This is a genomic window from Pseudoxanthomonas sp. SE1, from assembly GCF_029542205.1.
In the GTDB taxonomy this organism is placed as follows: Bacteria; Pseudomonadota; Gammaproteobacteria; order Xanthomonadales; family Xanthomonadaceae; genus Pseudoxanthomonas_A.
In genome coordinates this window covers 3,254,409-3,269,329 of sequence record NZ_CP113783.1, presented here as the reverse complement: position 1 = coordinate 3,269,329, position 14,921 = coordinate 3,254,409, and the positions used below count along the sequence as shown (strand labels likewise).

11 protein-coding genes are annotated in these 14,921 nt (G+C 69.0%); 6 read left to right on the top strand and 5 right to left on the bottom strand.

Translation table 11 applies throughout. The features are described from left to right. Positions 1-14 precede the first annotated feature (14 nt). Both OY559_RS15485 and OY559_RS15480 read right to left on the bottom strand, forming a co-directional pair. On the bottom strand, positions 15-491 hold the full coding sequence (locus tag OY559_RS15485; RefSeq protein ID WP_277727098.1) for a hypothetical protein: 477 nt from the start codon (positions 489-491) through the stop codon (positions 15-17). 20 nt (positions 492-511) lie between these two features. After that, entirely contained in the window at positions 512-1,030 is a 519-nt protein-coding gene (locus OY559_RS15480) for a hypothetical protein (RefSeq protein ID WP_343228726.1), read from the bottom strand. A 71-nt stretch (positions 1,031-1,101) separates the two neighbouring features. Between OY559_RS15480 and OY559_RS15475 the strand changes: the two genes are divergently transcribed. Next, positions 1,102-3,246, top strand: a complete 2,145-nt coding sequence (locus OY559_RS15475; RefSeq protein WP_277730026.1) for a RelA/SpoT family protein — start codon at positions 1,102-1,104, stop codon at positions 3,244-3,246. A gap of 17 nt (positions 3,247-3,263) precedes the next feature. Continuing rightward, positions 3,264-4,856, top strand: a complete 1,593-nt coding sequence (locus tag OY559_RS15470; RefSeq protein WP_277727096.1) for a hypothetical protein — start codon at positions 3,264-3,266, stop codon at positions 4,854-4,856. On the opposite strand, the gene OY559_RS15465 is transcribed toward OY559_RS15470, so the two are convergent. Continuing rightward, positions 4,853-6,949 carry a glycosyltransferase gene (locus tag OY559_RS15465; RefSeq protein WP_277727095.1) on the bottom strand — a complete coding sequence of 699 codons (2,097 nt, stop codon included), beginning with the start codon at positions 6,947-6,949 and terminating at the stop codon, positions 4,853-4,855. The genes OY559_RS15470 and OY559_RS15465 overlap by 4 nt on opposite strands. A 95-nt stretch (positions 6,950-7,044) precedes the next feature. Here OY559_RS15465 and mrcB point away from each other — a divergent pair, with 95 nt between their 5' ends. The 4 genes from mrcB to tsaB all read left to right on the top strand — a co-directional run bounded on the left by mrcB (position 7,045) and on the right by tsaB (position 12,943). Continuing rightward, entirely contained in the window at positions 7,045-9,456 is a 2,412-nt protein-coding gene (mrcB, locus tag OY559_RS15460) for a penicillin-binding protein 1B (RefSeq protein WP_277727094.1), read from the top strand. A gap of 29 nt (positions 9,457-9,485) precedes the next feature. Beyond that, positions 9,486-10,040 carry a hypothetical protein gene (locus OY559_RS15455; RefSeq protein WP_277730025.1) on the top strand — a complete coding sequence of 185 codons (555 nt, stop codon included), beginning with the start codon at positions 9,486-9,488 and terminating at the stop codon, positions 10,038-10,040. Between the two features lie 61 nt (positions 10,041-10,101). Continuing rightward, on the top strand, positions 10,102-12,147 hold the full coding sequence (locus OY559_RS15450; protein ID WP_277727093.1) for a DNA repair helicase YoaA: 2,046 nt from the start codon (positions 10,102-10,104) through the stop codon (positions 12,145-12,147). Positions 12,148-12,202: 55 nt separating this feature from the next. Then, the gene (tsaB, locus tag OY559_RS15445; protein WP_277727092.1) at positions 12,203-12,943 is read left to right on the top strand and encodes a tRNA (adenosine(37)-N6)-threonylcarbamoyltransferase complex dimerization subunit type 1 TsaB; all 741 of its coding nucleotides are present in this window, start codon (positions 12,203-12,205) and stop codon (positions 12,941-12,943) included. Between the two features lie 11 nt (positions 12,944-12,954). Here the strand turns inward: tsaB and OY559_RS15440 are convergent, their stop codons facing one another. Both OY559_RS15440 and gshB read right to left on the bottom strand, forming a co-directional pair. Beyond that, complete coding sequence (locus tag OY559_RS15440) at positions 12,955-13,830, bottom strand: energy transducer TonB (RefSeq protein ID WP_277727091.1); 876 nt, start codon at positions 13,828-13,830, stop codon at positions 12,955-12,957. A gap of 1 nt (position 13,831) precedes the next feature. Beyond that, positions 13,832-14,776 (bottom strand): glutathione synthase, encoded by a 945-nt coding sequence (gene gshB / locus OY559_RS15435; RefSeq protein WP_277727090.1) that lies wholly within the window; start codon positions 14,774-14,776, stop codon positions 13,832-13,834. Positions 14,777-14,921: the final 145 nt, after the last annotated feature.

Here is a 14,921-nt window from a genome sequence, read left to right as displayed (position 1 = left end):
GTACGTCGTGGACGTCAGTCGATGCGGGTGACCTTGGGTCTGGGCACATGGCCCTGGACCTGCAGGTACCAGCCGCCCACGAGTCCCGGCGTGATGGTCACGTTCGCGTTGGAGATGCGCTTCATCGACGTGTAGTCGCCCTCGGTGACGCGCCAACGCTGGCCATTGGCGAGGGTGAATTCCGTGCCGCGGGTCCAGCCACGCAACTCGCCCACCAGGGCGCTGGAAATGGATTTGACGCCTTCGTCCGAGAACGACGCGCCCCGCACCTTCGTCGCGCTGTCTTCGCGCGCGGCCTTCACGACGGCCTGCTGGTCGTCGCTGAGCAAGCGGTTGAGCAGGTCGAGCTGCTGCCCGGTCAACTGGTCCAGGCCGGTGGCTTTCATCTGGTCGGCGGACAGCCGCTTCTCGATGGCGACGTACTCGCGGGCCTGCAGGGGCAGGGTGATGGCGAACAGGGCGGCTAACAGGAAAACACGGGTCGTGCGCATGGGCATCCTCGATGTGGGCATCACTTGATGCGGCGGACGGGGGCGGCGGTGTTGTAGCCGTCGATCTTCAGGAACCATGTGTTGCCGAAGCGGGATGGCGTGATGTTCACGGCGGGGTCCTGGCGACGCACCCCGGCCAGGGAGGCCGCTTCGACCTGTTCCCAGACCTGGCCGTTGGCGAGCGTGTACTGGCGGCCCTGCGCGAAGCCGGTGAAGGCGCCCACGATGGTGCTCTTGATGGGTTCGGTTGTGCCGAAATCGAAAAAGCCGCGAGTTTCCTGTTCAACTTCCTTGCGGCCTTCCTGCTTGGCCTGCTGAACGGCCTGCGCCGTCTGCTGGCCGACACGACGCTGCAACCATCCGTCAAGCGCGGCGAGTTCGGCGGGGCTGAGCTTGTCCAGGCCGGCGGCCTTGAATTCCGTATCGGTCATCGCCTCGCGCAGATTGCCCAGATGCGCGTCCTTCGCGGCGTCCTGTGCGAACACCGGCGACGTTGCCGCCAGCAATGCAATGAACAGAAACAAGCGGGTCATTCTCATGGTTGTTCCCTTGGGCGACTGGCCGGTAGTGTAGTCATTCTGGTGGCGACTGACTGCCAGGCCAAACCATGATGACCCCCCCCGCTCCCGACATCGCCAAACTGCTGCAGCGGCCCGCCCTGGAGGCATTGCCGGTGCCTCTGCGGCATGCGCTCGCTGAGGCCGTGGCTGCGCCGGGAGCGGGTGAGGGCATGCCCGATCCGCTAGCTGTGCTTGCGGATACGCTGGATACGCTGACGACGCTCGGTGCGGATGGCGACGTCATTCTCGCGGCGATCCTGCATGGTCTGCCGGCCGTACAGCCCGCCGTCGCCCGGCTGACGCCCGGACTCGCCGACCTGCTGGAAGGCCAGGTGGCTGCGGCGCAGGTGTGGGCCCTGCACGCGGAACAGGCGCGCGGGGTGAATACCGAGGGCCTGCGACGGCTGTTGCTGGCCATCGTGCGGGACCTGCGCGTGGTGCCGATCCTGCTGGCCCGCCAACTGGCCCGCATGCGCGCCGCCGGTGCCCTGCCGGAGGAGGAGCGCCAGGCGCTGGCCAGGCTCACGCGCGACATCCATGCACCGCTGGCGAACAGGCTGGGCATCTGGCAACTGAAATGGGAGCTGGAAGACCTGGCTTTCCGTTACCTGCAGCCGCAGACCTACAAGCAGATCGCCACGCAGCTGGACGAGAAGCGTCTGGGGCGGGAGCGCTACATCGGCGGGGTCATCGAAGCGCTCCGCGCCGCGCTTGGCGAGAACGGCATCCGTGCCGACGTCAGCGGGCGGCCGAAACATATCTACAGCATCTGGCGGAAGATGCAGCGCAAGCAGGTGGCCTTCGACGAACTGTACGACCTGCGCGCCGTACGTATCGCTGTGGACGACGTGGCGGCCTGCTATGCCGCGCTCGGTATCGTGCATGCGCTGTGGGTGCCGATTCCCAGCGAGTTCGACGACTACATCGCACGCCCCAAGGCCAACGACTACCGTTCGCTGCATACCGCCGTGGTCGGCCCCGAGGGCCGCACCCTGGAAGTGCAGATCCGCACGCACGAGATGCATGCGCAGGCCGAACTGGGCGTGGCGGCGCACTGGAAGTACAAGGAAGGCAAGGGTGGCGGCGATGCGTTCGACCGCAAGATCGCGTGGATGCGCCGGCTGCTGGACGGCGCGGCCGAAGGTGCCGCCGGTGACGGCGCGCTGGCGGGCGACCTGGATGCGGAACTGGTTGAGGACCGCGTCTATGCGTTGACGCCGAAGGGAGAGGTCGTCGACCTGCCACAGGGCGGCACCGTGCTCGACTTCGCATATCACGTGCACACGATGGTCGGGCACCGCACGCGCGGGGCGAAGGTAAATGGCCGCATCGTGTCGCTCAATCATGTGCTGCGCAGCGGCGACCGCGTGGAGATCCTGACCTCGAAGGAGCCGGAGCCGCGTCGAGACTGGTTGCTGCAGGCGAATGGATTCCTGGCCAGCGGACGCTCGCGCGACAAGGTGCGGGCCTGGTTCCACAAGCTGGACCGGGCGCGCAACCTGCAGGCCGGGCGCGAGCTGCTGGAAAAGGAGCTCAAACGGCTCGGGTTGCACCATGCCGACCTGACCGGTGCCGCGAAGAAATTCCATGCCGACAGCGTGGACGAGCTCTACATCCAGGTGGCCCTGGGGGATGTGGGTCCGCACCAGATAGGGCGTGCGCTGCACGAGGAGCAGCGCGCGCCCGTCGAGCCGGATCCAGCGTCGCTGCCTGTGCGCCGGCCTCCGAGGAAAGTCGCTGCGCCAGGCAAATCGAAGTTCACCGTGCAGGGCGTCGGCAACCTGCTCGTGCAATTGGCGCGCTGCTGCCAGCCCGTGCCGGGCGAACCCATCGCGGGCTACCTGACCCGGGTGCGCGGAGTCACCGTGCACCGCACGGATTGCACCGCATTCGCCCGGCTCGCGGCGGCCAGTCCGCAGCGGGTGCTGCCGGTGGAATGGGGGCAGGCGGGCGGCGGTTACGAGGTCGACGTGCAGGTCACCGCGCTCGATCGCAAGTGGCTGCTCAAGGACATCACCACGTTGATCGCGCAGGAAGAAGCCAACGTGCTGGACATCAACAGCCAGGGCAACCGTGCGAGTGGCCGCGTTCATCTGCGCCTGCGGCTGAAGGTGGCCGACTTCGGCCAGCTGTCCACGCTGCTTGGCAAGCTGGACGCGTTGCCGGGCGTGGAAGACGCGCGACGTTCAGGCTGAGCCGTTATGCTGCGGGCGTGACCCGCGAAGACCACCATGACGCCGGACGGGGCCGTCGCATCGAGCCGCGCATCGATTGGACGCGCACGGCGGCGACGGAGGTGCCAACCCGTCGTGCGACGGTCCCCGCATGGCGTGACCGACGGCATTGGCGCTGGGCAGCGGCATTGACCGTTGTCCTGATCGCGCTGGTGGTGATGCTGCGCCGTCCGCTGGCGGACGTGCTGTGGCCTGAGACGCGCGTGCAGGCGCTGCTTGGCCAGGCGGATCATGCATTGCGCGAGGGTCGCCTGGATGCCGCCGATGGCACGGGCGCGCGCCAGCTCTACGAAGCGGCCCAGGCGCTCGATGCGGATCGCAACGAGGCCGCGAAGGGCCTTGGGCGCGTTGCCCAGGCCGCCTTGCGCGCAGCGGATCAGGCGCTGCAACAGAACCGCTTCGACGAGGCCCGCGCGCATCTTCTGCTGGCGCGTGAACTGCAGGTGCCGCGACCGCAGGCCGACGCGCTCGCGGCACGGTTGCGCGCGCGCGAGGCCGAACACGCCGGCATTGACGGCGTGCTCCAGGCGGCCTCGCAGGCGCATGCCGCGCATCGGCTGTGGGGCAGTGACGATGCCGCGCTTCCGCTCTACCAGCGCGTGCTCGCCCTGCAGCCCACACGCATCGAGGCGCTGGAGGGTAGGGAGGATGCGTTGTCCGATCTTCTCCAGGAAGCGAGCGGGCATCTCCAGCGCCATGAACTCGCCGAAGCCGCGGCACGGATCGCGGCAGCGCGCGTATTCGACGCCGGCCATGTCGACCTGCCCCAGGCGGAAGCCGCGTTGACGAATGCGCTGGACGCGCGGCGACGCGCCGGTGCACGGGATCTGGCCCGGGGACGCCTGGAGTCCGCGCGCTCGGCATACGAGACGGTACTGGCCGCAGCGCCGGAAGATGCCGCTGCGCGCCAGGGGCTGGAACAGGTGGGCATCGGATACGCCCGGCAAGCGGAAAGGCAGGCGGCCGATTTCCGCTTCGGGCCGGCAGAGCACTATCTCGGTCTGGCGCGCATGCTGGCGCCGCAGTCCGCGCGCGTGGCACAGGCCGAACAGGCCATGACGCGCGCGCGCGCGTCGCACCAGCGGCAAGGCAGGGAATCCAGGATGCCGGCGGGCGAGCGCGAACAGCGCGTGCGTGCCTTGCTCGCTGCCATGGAACAGGCCGGGACGAAAGGGCAATGGCTGACTCCTCCCGGGGAAAGCGCCTACGACACGCTGCGCGCGGCACAAGCGTTGTCGCCTGACCATCCTGCAGTCAGGCAGGCGGCGGCCCGGCTGCTGCCAGCAGTCCGCGATTGCTACGAAGACGAATTGCGCGCCAACCGCATCCGTCGCGCGCAAGCCTGCCAGCAGGCATGGCAGACCCTGGAGCCCCGCGATCCTGCGTTGGCCGATGTACGCCGACGGCTGGCGGAAAAATGGATCGCGGTGGGCGCGGAACGACTGGGCGCGGGCGACGTTGCGTTCGCGACGCAGGCGCTGGAGGAGGCGCGCAAGCTCGATGGCAGCTCACCAGGGCTTGATGGCTTCGAGGCGCGCGTCAAGGTGGCGCAGGCCGCGCCGGCACGCTAACGGCGGAAAACACGCTGCACGGTGCCGTGTGCCGCTTCCATCGAGAAATACCGCTCGATGTTCGCGCGGCCATGGGCTGCCAGTCGTTCCCACAGCGCTTCGTCGCGATACAGCGTGAGGACGGCGTCGGCGAATCCCACGGCATCGTCAGCGACCAGCACGTCGTGCCCGCCGGTCAGATGCATGCCTTCGACAGCGCAGGTCGTGGCCACCACCGGTTGGCCGTGCGCCATGCTCAGGTTCACCTTGCCCTTGACGCCCGCACCGAAACGCAGGGGTGCCACCGCGATGCGTGCACCGTCCATGTACGGCGCCAGGTCCACCACGTGTCCGTGGATCACGACGCCGGGTTGCGACTGCAATGCCAGCACCTCGGCCGGCGGCGACGCGCCGATGCAGTGGAAGCGGATGTCCGGCTGCCGCGCATGGATAAGGGGGAATATCTCGTGGCCGAACCACAACACGGCATCGACGTTGGGCGGATGGCGGAAGCCACCCACGAAGACCAGATCGCGCCGCTGCTCGAAGGGCAACCCGGTATGCGCCACTTCGTGCAGGTTCGCCAGGACTTCGACGTCGGTACCGGGCAGCGCCGTCGACAGCATGTCGCGTTCGGCCGGGCTTACCACGAGCGTGGTGTCCGCGGCGCGGATCACCGACAGCTCACGTTCGCGCGTCCTTTGTGCAGCGTGACGCAGCGTGGCATCACCGGCGAGTTCCGCGCCACGCATCTCGCGCAGGAAATGCAGATCGACCGTGTCGAATACCACGCGCGCCTGCGGCGCGAATCGTCGGACGAGGGGCAGGAACTCCGCCGCCACGTAATGACGCGACAACATCACCACGTCGAAGCGGTGACCGTGTTCGCGCAGCCAGGCGGACGGGCGTGTCGCGAAGGGAGCATGCCACGCTTCTACACCGTGTTGCCGCAGGCGCGCGGTGTCGCCGTCCACATGGCGCAGATCGGCCGGCAGGAACACGACATGGGCGCCGTCGTCGACCAGCAGCCGCATCAGGTTGACGAGGCGCAGCGAGGCGGAATCGTGCTGCGGGCGCGGCGTTTCCGCATCGATGATCAGCACCTGGCGTCGCGGGCGCACCACCGAGCCGGCCGTCGGGATGCCGCCCGCCGGTGGCTGGTGCGCCAGTGTGTCCTTCCATTTCGCGGCGAACACACCGCGGTTGCGGACCTGATAAGCCTTGGTGCCGCTGCCGGTGTCGGTGCCGGAGGTGACGCCTTCCAGGTGCACCACGCGCGACGCCGGTTGGTACAGCACGCGATGGCCCAGCGCGCGCAAGGCGAAGGCGAGGTCGGTGTCCTCGTAGTACGCCGGCGCGTAACGTGTGTCGAATCCGCCCGCTTCCGCGAACAATCTGGAGGGCACCGCGATCGCTGCGCCGGAGCAATAGTCCACGTCGCGCACGCTGGCATAGCGGGGGTCGTCGGGCGAGTCGAAGCGACCGTAGTTCCACGCGGATCCGTCGTCGAACACCACGCCGCCTGCTTCCTGCAGGCGGCCATCCGGGTATACCAATTGCGCTCCGGCCAGGCCCGCATCCGGGTCGGCATCGAACGTCGCGAGCAACGCATCGAGCCAGCCGGGTTGCGGCACGGTGTCGTTGTTGAGGAATACCAGATAGTCGCCGCTGGCCAGCGATGCGCCGTCGTTGCAGGCTGCGATGAAGCCGCCGTTGGTCGCGCGGCGGTGGTAACGCAGTCCGCGGATACGCGGCATCCAGTCGACGGTTTCGTCGGTCGACCCATCATCGACCACGATGACCTCGCATGCGGCGGTCGGCGGATGCTCGGCCAGGGCACGCAGGCAAGTGAGCGTGTAGGCCGCCTGGTTGTAGACCGGGATCACGATGCTGGCGCGCGGCGCATCGCTCGCGGGCACGGTGAACGGGGAGAATGGCGCCGTGGAGGGGAAATAGAGAGGCGCGGACGGGGGCGGTGCGCGGCGCGCGAACTGTCGCCGCACGCGTGCCCAGGTGGGGCCGAGGCCCCGCGTGCGCAGGCTGGCCAACCCTCGACGGACCAGGCCGCGCGCGCGTTCCAGCATGAAGCGCACGTCGGCCCACGACATCGACATTCCGTTGCAACTCCAGCTGAGCGAAGGGAAAACGGGCCGGGCGCACCCTCGGCGGCTGCGCTAGACTCGCCCGAATTCCCATTGTCGCATCCCCTGTGGCCCGCAACGACTACGACGACGAAGCGCTGGACGAAGACGACATCGATGACGGCGATGGGCCCGGCTGGCGTCAGCGCCTGCTGACCTGGGGTCTTGCCGCGGTGGGCCTGGGCCTGGGATTCCTGATCCCGTACACGCTGTATCTGAACCACCAGGTCACCGAACGCTTCGGCGAGCTGCGCTGGCAGATCCCTACCCGCGTCTATGCGCGTCCGCTGCAGGTCGCGCCAGGGCTGGCGATGGATGCGCAGACCCTGAAGACCGAGCTGGATGCGGCATCGTACCGCGACGACGGCGCGGGCGAGCGTCCGGGCACGTACATGCGCGAAGGCGGGCGCTTCACCATTTCCAGTCGCGGCTACATCGACGTGGACGGCCGCGTGGCGCCCCGGCGTATCCAGGTGAGCCTGTCCAGTGGCCGGGTGGCGACGGTCCGCGACGTCGTACGCAAGCAGAACCTGAAGGTGGCGCGGCTGGATCCGGCGCGCATCGCCACGCTGTACGGGCAGAAGCAGGAAGAGCGCCGGCTGGTGCGGCTGGAGGAAGTGCCGGAACTGCTGGTGACCGGCCTGCAGGCGGTAGAGGACCGTGACTTCAAGGATCACCACGGCGTCGACCTGTCGGGCATGGTACGCGCGGCATGGTTGCTGGTGCGCTCGGGCGGCGACACGCGCCAGGGTGCCAGCACGTTGACCCAGCAGCTGGCCCGCAGCGGCTTGCTGGGCATCGGCAAGGAACAGACGCCGACGCGCAAGTTCAACGAGATCCTGTATGCGCTGATCCTGGAAGCCCGCTACGACAAGCGCACCATCCTGGAAGCGTATTTCAACCAGGTGTATCTGGGCCAACGCGGCAGCCAGGCGATCCATGGCGTGGCAGCAGGGTCGGAATTCTGGTTCGGTCGCGATCTGGACAGCCTGACCACCGAACAGGTCGCGCTGCTGATCGGCATGGTGAAGGGGCCCTCGCACTACGACCCGCGACGCAATCCGGACCGCGCCAAGGAACGCCGCGACTACGCGCTGCTGAAGCTCCATGAGACCGGGCTAGTCGACGACGCCGAATACAAGCGCGCGCTCGCCGCGCCGCTCGGGGTGACGAAGACGCCGGACATGGCCGCTGCGAACCGCTTTCCGGCCTATGTGGACCTTGTGCGCCGCCAGTTGGCGCGCGACTACCCGGAGAGCGCGTTGCAGGGGGCGGGCCTCAGCGTGCTGACCGGCATGTCGCCGTCGGCACAGGCCTACGCGGAAGCGTCGGTGACGCGCACGATCAAGGCGCTGGAGAACAAGCGCCGCCCGCCGCTGCAGGCCGGCATGGTGGTGACCGACGTGCACGACGGCGATGTACTGGCCGTTGTGGGCAGCCGCAACGTGTCGGAGGTGGGCTTCAATCGTGCGGTGGAAGCGCAGCGGCCGGTCGGCTCACTGCTCAAGCCCTTCGTCTATCTGCTCGCGCTGGCGCAGCCGGACCAGTATTCGCTGGCCTCGTGGGTCGATGATTCGCCGGTGACCGTGCAACTGGGCAAGAACCGGCGCTGGACGCCGGCCAACGCCGACCGTCGCAGCCACGGCACCGTGCGCCTGGTCGACGCACTGGCGCGTTCGTACAACCAGGCCACGGTGCGGGTGGGCATGAAGGTGGAACCGGACCGCCTGGCGCAGCTGATCCGCGTGCTGGCCGGCATCGAAGCCGAGCCGAATCCCGCCTTGATCCTCGGTGCGACCGACCAGAGTCCGTACGCGATGGCGCAGCTGTACCAGTTCCTCGCGTCCGGTGGCGAAATCCAGCCGCTGCACGCCGTGCGCGGCGTGCTCGACCCGGATGGCAAGCTGCTCAAGCGCTACGACAAGACACCGGCCCCGGCGCAGGAGGGCGATTCCATCGCCGCCAACCTCATCACCGTTGCCCTGCAGCAGGTAGTGTCCAGTGGCACCGGCCGACAACTGGTCGGCGATGGCCTGGGCCGCCTGCAGTCGGCCGGCAAGACAGGTACCAGCAACGATGGTCGCGACAGCTGGTACGCCGGCTACACCGGCGATCACCTGGCCGTGGTGTGGATGGGCAACGACAAGAACGAACAGACCGGCCTGTACGGGGGCACGGGCGCGATGCGCGTGTGGTCCGGCCTGTTCGCGCGCCTGCCGACGGCACCGCTGAAGGTGTCGGACAAGGGCCTGGACTGGCAGTGGGTGGTCGCCTCCAACAGCACCGATCCGGGATGCCCCGGTGCGCGCCAGTTGCCGTTCGTGTCGGGCTTCGCGCCCCCCTATGCCGCGTGCGTGGTCGAGCAGCCACTGATCGAGGGCGAAGAGCAGGAAGGCGGCGGATGGCGCAGCTGGTTCGGCCTGGACCGTAAGGAAGAAGCCGCGCCGCCACCCGAAGAGACTCCCCCGCAGCAGCCGTGATCATGAAGTACGTATTCCTCCTGTTCCTGATGTTGCTGGCCGGTTGCGTGTCCGCACCCGTGCCGGAAACCCCGGTCGCCCGCGACCCGGTGACGCCCGGGCAGCGCGTCGCCGCCATCCATGCGGCGGCGGGCGATGATGATCGCGAACTCGCTGTACAGCCGCTGCGCGATCCGCAGGTCGAGGACCTGCGCGAACAGGCACAGCATGCGCGCGCGGCGGGCAATGTCGCCGCGGCGGCCGAGGCGCTGAACCAGGCGTTGCTGCTTGTGCCCGAAGATCCCGCCGTGTTGCAGGAGCGCGCCGAAGTCGCCCTGCTGCAGGGCGACTTCGCGCGGGCCGACACGCTGGCGCAACGTGCCTTCCAGTTGGGTTCCCAGGTGGGGCCCCTGTGCCGCCAGCACTGGGAAACCGTGCGCCAGGTCCGCCAACATGAACTCGCGGTGCAGCCTTCGCTGCCCGCCCGCCATACGCCCGAAGACGCCGCGCAGCATGCGGCGCGCGCGGCGACCACCCAGGCAGCGGTCACCGATGCCGAAACCCGGCGCGATGCATGCACCGTGCCGGTGATCGAGCGCATGTGAGGGCGCCGCGTCCGCCGCGACGCGGTACCCTTGCCGCCGCACGCCGCTTTCCGTTTCCACGATGTCCCAGCTAGCCCAGGCCAGCCGCGACGCCCTCAGCGAGGGGGGCGCACTGGCGGAACGACTCGATGCCTTCACGCCCCGCGACGCCCAGCAGCGACTGACGGCGGCGATCGCCGATGCCTTCGATGCGCGCGACGTGCTGCTGGCCGAAGCCGGTACCGGCACCGGAAAGACCTTCGCCTATCTCGTCCCGGCGCTGTTGTCCGGGCTGAAGACCATCGTCTCCACCGGCACGCGCGCATTGCAGGACCAGCTGTACCACCGCGACCTGCCGCGCGTGCGCGACGCGCTCGGCGTGGCCGGGCTGAAGTCGGCGCTGCTGAAGGGACGCAGCAACTACCTGTGTCGCTACCGTCTGAACCAGGCCAGGGGCGATCCGCAGGCATTGCGCACCACCTTCACCAGCCGTGAGCAGGTGGACCAGTTCCAGCGCATCGTCGCGTGGGGCGGGCGCACCAAGTTCGGCGACATGGCCGAACTGGCCGCGCTGCCGGACGATTCCCCGTTGCTGCCGCTGGTCACCTCGACCATCGACAACTGCCTGGGCACCGAATGCCCGTTCTGGGACGACTGCTTCGTGGTGCAGGCGCGGCAGCGCGCGCAGGCCGCCGACATCGTGGTCGTCAACCACCATCTGCTGCTTGCCGACCTCGCGCTGAAGCAGGAAGGCTTCGGCGAAATCCTGCCGGGTGCGCAGGCCTTCGTCATCGATGAGGCGCACCAGTTGCCCGAACTCGCCGCCAATTTCTTTGGCGAAGGCTTCGGTATGCGTCCCCTGCAGGAACTGGCGCGCGATTGCCTGGCCGAATCGAAGGACGCGGCCGGCGCCCTGTCGGCCCTGCAGCCGCCGGTGCGTGCGCTGGAGCAGTCCTTGCGTGAATTGCGCGCGGCAATGGAAGGGCTGCCGGCACGCGGCACGCGCGAGCGCTTGCTGGCGAAACCTGAGGTGGCGACAGGCTTCGATGCGCTTGCCGGCGCGCTCGGCGACCTGTCCGCGGCCCTCGCGCCTCTGGCGCCCGCATCGCTCGGACTGGAAGCGTGCGCGGCGCGGGCGAAGGAGTTCGGCACGCGGCTGTCGCGCTGGTACGAGGCGCCGTCCGGCGCGGGTGCGTTCGACGACGATGCTGCCAAGGCCGACGACGCCAGCGATGTGCTGTGGTACGAACTGACGCCGCGAGCCTTCCGCTGCCAGCGCACGCCGCTGGATGTCTCCGGTCCGCTGCGGCAGCACCGCGAGCAATCGCGCGCCGCGTGGGTATTCACCTCGGCCACGCTTGCGGTGGGCGGGCGCTTCGACCATCTCGCCGTGCGCCTGGGCCTGGATGATCCGCCCACCTTGCTGCAGCCCAGTCCCTTCGATTGGCCGCAGCAGGCGTTGTGCTATCTGCCCACCGGATTGCCCGATCCGAATGCGCCGGGCTATGGCCAGGGGCTGATCGCGACGCTGCGGCCCGTGCTGGAGGCATCGCAGGGGCGCGCGTTCCTGCTGTTCGCCTCGCATCGCGCCCTGCGCGAGGCGGCGGAGGCGCTGCGTGGCGGACCGTGGCCATTGTTCGTGCAGGGCGAAGCGCCGCGCGGCACGCTGCTGCAGCGGTTCCGCGAGTCCGGCAATGGCGTGCTGCTGGGCGCAGCGAGTTTCCGCGAAGGCATCGATGTGGTCGGCGATGCTCTGAGCGTGGTGGTGGTGGACAAGCTGCCATTCGCCGCGCCGGACGACCCGGTCTTCGAAGCAAGGCTCGAGGCCGTGCGTCGCGCCGGCGGCAATCCTTTCCGCGATGAACAACTGCCGCAGGCGGTGATCGCGCTGAAGCAGGCGGTCGGCCGATTGATCCGCAGCGAGACCGACCGCGGCGTGCTGGTGCTGTGCGATCCGCGCTTGACCGGCAAGCCTTACGGGCGCGTGTTCCTCGATTCGCTGCCGCCGTTCCGGCGTACCCAGCGCGTGCAGGACGTACAGGGCTTTTTCGGAGTGGAGGCCTCCCCGGAGCCGGTGGCCGCAGCCGGTGGCGGCGGCGATGACTGGTTCGCCGATGCCCGCTTCTGAGCGCGTCGCGGATCGCAGCGTTTAAGCTAGGCACCTCACGAACTCCCTGTCGCCCATGAAGCTGCTCGCCTTCGAGACCGCCACCGAAGCCTGCTCCGTCGCCGTGTACGTCGACGGCGAGGTGCGCGAACGTTTCGAGGTGGCGCCGCGTCGGCACGCCGAACTCGCCTTGCCGTGGGCGGAACAGTTACTGGCGGACGCCGGCATCGCGCGCGCGCAACTGGATGCCATCGCCCTCAGCCGCGGCCCGGGCGCTTTCACTGGCGTGCGCCTGGCCATCGCGTTGGCGCAAGGCATCGCGCTGGCGTTGGATCGGCCGCTGGTGCCGGTGTCCACGCTCGCGGTGCTGGCGTCGCAGGTGCCGGCGCCCCGCGTGACGGCGGGCGAAGGCGGCTGCGATGTCGGCATGGCGCATGCGATCCTGGCGGCGATCGATGCGCGCATGGGCGAGATCTACACGGGCACGTTCGTGCATCGCGGCGACCGGCTGGAGGCCACGTCAGCCGAAGCCGCGGTGGCACCGGCCGGCTACGCGCTGCCGGGCGCGGACAGCGACTGGGTAGGCGTGGGCACGGGATTCGCTGCAGCCGACGGCGTGCTCGTCGCGCGCCTGCAGGAACGCTTCCTTCGGGTCGATGCGCAGGCACTGCCGCATGCCGCCGACCTCGCGCGACTGGCGGCGGACGCCTTGCGCCGTGGCGAGGTCATTGCGCCCGAGCACGTCGAACCGGCGTACCTGCGCAACAACGTCGCCCTCACCCTCGAAGAGCAGAAGGCGCTGCGCGCCTCGCGCTGAAGGGCCGCACGTTACTCGTCGCGTACTTCACCGCCGGCCAGGAAGCGCCAGGTGCGGGTGACGTGCAGGACGTCCACGTTCTCGGCGGTTTCGGGCAGGGGCGGGAACGGCGAGGACAGCTGCACGATGCGCTGCGCGGTGGAGTCCAGCAGGGGGATGCCGCTGGACTGGATGATGCGGGTCTGTTCCACGCTGCCATCGCGGCGCACCGCCACGCTGATCACCAGCGTGCCGGCCAGGCGCTTGCGGCGCGCCTCGTCGGGGTAGTTGAGATTGCCCACGCGTTCGGCGCGATCGACCCAGGCCCGCAGATAGTTCGCGTAGACGTACTCCTTGGTGCTGGCCGAGACGAACTTGCGCTTTGGCCGCTTGGCGTAGAGCTCCGAGCGCAGGTGGTACTCGGCAGCGAGCCGCGCCATCTCGGCATCGCGCTGCACCTTCTGTTCGCCCTGGGGAAGCTCGGGCCGGTCGGGTTGCGGCCGTGCTTCCGGTACCGGTGCGCGGGCTTCGCCGTCGCGGGTGGTGACGACACGGCTCTCCGGGGGAGGCACCGGAGCCGTGGTCTGCGCACGCAGCGGCTGCGGCGCCAGGCCGGTGTCGGGTTGCGGGATCCAGCCAGCCTGGCTGTCGCGCGGGCGCCTGGCCTGGTCGTGTTCGCCGCCGCCTTCCTGGTTGGCGGCGGCCAGGAAGTCGGCTTCCTTCGGCGTCAGCGGCGTGCTGGTCTGGCTGAGGATCACGTCCAGCGTCGGCATCACCGGTGCCGCGTCGTCCAGCGCGAAGCCCACGCCCAGCACCAGCAACCCGTGCACGATCAGCGACAGCGCCAGCGTGGCGCCGAGGCGCTCGTTCGCGCCGATCTTCGGCGGGGTCATGGGAACCGCCGACATCTCAGGCCAGCTTCTTCTCGATGGCGTCGAACAGCTGGCCGGCGATGTTCAGGCCGAACTGCGCGTCCAGTTCGCGCACGCAGGTGGGGCTGGTGACGTTGACCTCAGTGAGATAGTCGCCGATCACGTCCAGGCCGACGAACAGCATGCCGCGCTGCTTCATCTCCGGGCCCACCTGCGCCGCGATCCAGCGGTCGCGTTCGCTCAACGGGCGGCCTTCGCCGCGGCCACCCGCCGCGAGGTTGCCGCGGAACTCGTCGCCCTGCGGGATGCGGGCCAGCGCATAGTCCACCGGCTCACCATCGACCAGCAGCACGCGCTTGTCGCCGTCCCTGATGCCGGGGATGAAGCGCTGTGCCAGGGTCAACCGGCCGTCCCCGACCAGCGTTTCCAGGATGACGTTGGTGTTGGGGTCGCCGGCCTTCACCCGGAAGATCGAGCGCCCGCCCATGCCGTCCAGCGGCTTCAGCACGGCCTCGCCATGTTCGGCCACGAACGCCTTGAGCGCGACCGGATCGCGGCTGACCAGGGTGGGAGGGCAGCACTGCGGGAAGAGCAGGGCGGCCAGCTTCTCGTTGTAGTCGCGCAGGCCCTGCGGGTCGTTGACGATCAGCGCGCCTGCCTGCTGGGCGATGCCCAGCACATGCGTGTCGTAGAGGTACTGGTCGTCGACGGGCGGATCCTTGCGCATCAGCACCACCTGGCCGGGACCGAACGCCAGCTCGCGCGCTTCGCCCAGGGTGTACCAGTCCGCCTTGTCGTCCCTGACAGTCAATGGGGCGACCTGGGCGGTGGCCTGCCCGTCCCGCAGGGCCAGCCGGCCCGGGACGACGTAAAGGAGGCGATGGCCGCGCCGCTGGGCTTCCAGCAGCATGGCGAAAGTGGTGTCCTTGGCGATCTTGATGGACCCGATCGGGTCCATGACGACGACGACGTCCAGCGGCATGGGGGCGGTTCTGCAGGAGACGCGGGGATGGTATCAGGCGGCGCGCATTCCACGCCCCGGCGCTGGCGGAACGCCGCGTCTGCCGGGTCGCCGCAAAATTGAGACGCAGTTCGCATCGCGCCGTTCAGCGGCAGGTGCGCTGAAG